Source organism: Methanocorpusculum petauri (assembly GCF_026891975.1).
Classification (GTDB): Archaea; Halobacteriota; Methanomicrobia; order Methanomicrobiales; family Methanocorpusculaceae; genus Methanocorpusculum; species Methanocorpusculum petauri.
Genome location: NZ_JAPTGB010000039.1, coordinates 1 through 3,986 on the forward strand (window position 1 = coordinate 1; position 3,986 = coordinate 3,986).

At 50.5% G+C, this 3,986-nt stretch carries 1 protein-coding gene; it reads left to right on the plus strand.

Annotated features, from left to right (window positions below; genetic code table 11):
- Positions 1–164: 164 nt before the first annotated feature.
- The gene (locus O0S10_RS10360; protein ID WP_268925806.1) at positions 165–3,530 is read left to right on the plus strand and encodes an InlB B-repeat-containing protein; all 3,366 of its coding nucleotides are present in this window, start codon (positions 165–167) and stop codon (positions 3,528–3,530) included.
- Positions 3,531–3,986 lie beyond the last annotated feature (456 nt).

The following is a 3,986-nucleotide window of genomic DNA, read 5'->3' on the forward strand; positions in this document are numbered from 1 at the left end:
GTGTGCATTGAACGATCTTTCCGTTTCAAAGAATAATTGAAGATAGTTTAATATCATGTCAGGTGTTATATCCTATTAACTTAGGATTCAATGGGGTGCCCGGTTTGTTTCGACAGTTTCTGCGGCATCCTTTTTGAGGGGAGGTGTCGACTCTGAAATGGTATATGAAGGGAGAAACGCCTGCGGTTTTTCCCAAAAAAAGGTCAGTGCTGCTGCTGGCCGCTGTTGTGCTGCTCGTCTGCTGCTGTCTGGTTGTTCCGGTTGTGGCGGCGGAGGGGTCCGGTACGCAGGATGATCCGATTGCTGTTCCTGAGTACGGATATATTATTGATAAAGGGAATCTTTTGGGAATTAATGTAACATGGCTGGATACCGTTGCGCCAAGCGGAGATAAGGTCTGGTTGGAACTCAAGATTCCTGCCAGTATCAATGGTCAGCAGGTTACACAAATAGCCCGATCCACTGGGTCATTCAATAAAAATATCGGGCAAGATACATCCAAGAAGATTGCTGCCGGATCCCGTTATCAGATATCGTCTGTGGATCTGTCTGCTGCGGTTCATTTGACGAAAATCGGTTCACAGGCATTTCTGTATCGATCAGAGATTTCGGGTGTGATTACGCTTCCCGATTCGGTTGAAGTTCTGGAAAAGAGTGTGTTTAACGGGTGTTCCGGGCTTACCGGTGTGTATCTCTCTTCAGGTTTAAAGCAGATTGGGACGACCAGTTCCGGATCGGTATTTAAAGACTGTACCGGTTTACAGTTCATCCGCGTGAAGGGGAATGATGCGTCTGACGGCAATTTCACGCTGCCGGATACGCTGACAACTATAGGCCAGCAGTCTTTTCAGACATGTTTTGCCGCGTCTGTGTCAACGTCGGTTACAATACCCGCGTCTGTCGAGTACATAGGTCAAGAGGCGTTTTATAACAGTGATGCTATTACAACGATTTTTATCGAGAGAAAACTGGCTACTTCCTATGACAATGGTTATGAAAAATATAATACAAATGCATTTAAAGCAAGCAGCTATGGTCCAGGGAAACGGTTAACCATCTTTCCAAATTCTTACTACGGTTGGAAATTTATTGCTACTGGTCCTTATGGGGACTCCCTAACATATCCCCTTACACTCAAGTTTACTGGTGCTACAGATCATAATCATCTGATCCTTTACAAGCAGCCCATAAATTATGCTTACAACGAAGAGACAGGGGAATGGAAATTTGATCGGGAGTATGCACTTCCTCCAGTTCCTGATCAGGGCGATACCCCTCGTCCTGGACACACATATGGGTGGGCATATAAATCAGGTGCAACCGCCGTTCTCCTGGATATTAACTGGAAATATACCGGATCACAAAGTACTTCTGTTACGGTACATCCAATAGACGTCCTCGCTCCTCCTACAATTCAGCCTTCAATTGATGGTGTGGCACTCTCCCAATCAGGTCCGCCTTTCCATCTGACGGTTTCCGGCGGACAACATGTAGGGGTCAGTGTAACCCATCCGCTTGCGGGAACGGGGGATGAGGAGGGGCATGTGTATTTCAAATATGAATGGACGGACGTACAGGATGGTAAAAACGGTCAGCGGATGTCTGCGGAAAATGAGCTATTTGGTAAAGAACAGGAGAATCCTTCAATCTCTATTCGTAACACGGCTGATGCACGGTATGAATCCGGAGATTTCTATTATGTTGAGGTGTACGCCTACTACCATGATTCCAGTACTAGGAAAGATACGCTCTACTACAAATCCCATGATAATGTTATTTATTTTGTATCCGATCAGGACACAAAAGCGACCGTCTCAACCGTCTATCTTCTCTATGTTACTGTAGTGGATCCAGTCGTCATCGAACCGGTCAATCTCACCATCTATGCAAACGATAACTTCCCTTCACCGCTGTATTCCGGTATCCCGGAAAATGCCGTGATAAAAGTAAATGGTGCAGAATGGGAGAACGACGACTACTTATACCCGTTTAAGATCGCATACTACAACACCACAACCAACACCCCGATCTCCAAACCCGACACCCCCGGCATCTACAACGCCACCATTCAGCCGGTGTCGGGTGTCCGGCTTGCACAGATTACCATCGACGGTAGTCCGGTAACCTTCCGGAACGGAACCCTCACCGTCCGGCATATCACCGATGCCAATGAGACCATTCCGGTAGCACAACAAACCCGGGGAAGTGACGGAATCTCTGTCTCTGTTCCGGCAGATACCACCTACTACCTTAACAACAACACGAGCCTTCCCGTAACCAGTGGTACTATCCATCTGCTGCATGACGAAATTCTTGCAGGCGGTGTGGATACTCTCAAACAGATTGCACAGGCGCACTTCGATGAGTCCAGCAACTACGAGATGAAGTACTTCGACCTCATCGACACCGGCAATGGTCACACATGGGTCAGCTCCTCAAAGGATGTCACCATCACCTGGCCGTACCCGGGAGGAACAGATGAGAACACAGAGTTTACCCTTCTCCACTACCTCGATCTCCACCGCGAGTACTTCACGGATGAGGATCTGAACTCTAAGACCGAAACGGTTACGGTCACAAAGACCGACTCCGGTATTCAGTTCAGTATCCCGCAGAGCGGTTTTAGTCCCTTTGCTTTGATCTGGTCAGATTCTACCACCCACACCGTCACCTTCGAGACGTATGACGGCAGTCAGACTCAGAAGGTTGTCAAAGACGGAGAACCTCTATCCCGTCCAGCGGATCCTGTTCGTGAGGGATACACCTTCACCGGCTGGTACACCGATCAGGACTGTGACAACCCCTGGGACTTTCGTACTCCGGTCACCGAGGATATGACGCTGTATGCGGGATGGAAGCAGAATAACCCGCCGTCCGGCGGCAGTTCCTCAGACGGCAACATGGACAACGCCTTCCGTGTTCTCTTCAATGACGGATCCACCACGCTCTTCGTCGTAACCGACCTCTCCTACGGAGACACACTCACGAAACCGGAGGACCCGGTAAAGGACGGCTGCGCCTTCGCAGGCTGGCACAAAGACGCGGCCTGCACACAACTCTGGGACTTTGCCGACGGCATTCTCGGCGACATGACCCTGTACGCCAAATGGACGCCGGTTCAAACGGTCACGCCGACCGTAACGCCCACGGCAACGGTGTCCGTGACGCCGACTGTTACCGCGGAGCCGTCCGGCCTTCCGACAACAACCCCGACGGTGCAGCCGACCGGCGATGATGAGGACGGGAAACCCGCCGGTTCTGTGCTGCCCCTTGTCGGCGGGGTTCTGATCCTGATCTTTGCCGTCCTGCTGCTGTTCCTCCTCCTCCGGCACACTGTGACGTTCCTGATCCCCACCGGCGGAGAGATCACCAAGCACCGTATCAGGGTCTGGCACGGCAGATACATCGACCCGGCGGATCTTCCGGAGCTCCTCCGTACCGCAGTATGGTACCGCGATGCCGCACGGCGGGAACGCTGGGACTTTAATGAAGACTGCGTTACCAAGAGCATGGAGTTGTATCTCGGATAATTTCCTCTCCATTTTTACCCGGCGGCGGCAGAGGAACGCTGTCAGAATTTCATCATCATACCCAATTTGGAAACCGTAACGCATCAAATGCATAATACTTCCCTATTCTTGCAGGGCTGCCGGAAACGGCAGTCTCCGCTCTGGCAGTTCACCGCCGAAACCGGCGGGCAGTACTGATCTTTTTTTGGTGTTTTTTTCTGCGCGTATCGTCAGAAAATTTCATCATTGTTTGGGAAACTTCTCATTTGCCGTGGATTTTTCTTCAAAAAACTACCGCAGACATAGGTTGATCATCTCACACAGCCAATATAATAGACAGAGGCAGAGCATCACCCCTGCCTTCAGGAAACAAAACCATGCCACTCGACTTCACCCCGACTGCAATCGTGAAGAGTGCAAAACGCACCTTCACCGCACCGATCACCTCTGCGAACGCGTTCGACGAAACAATCGCCG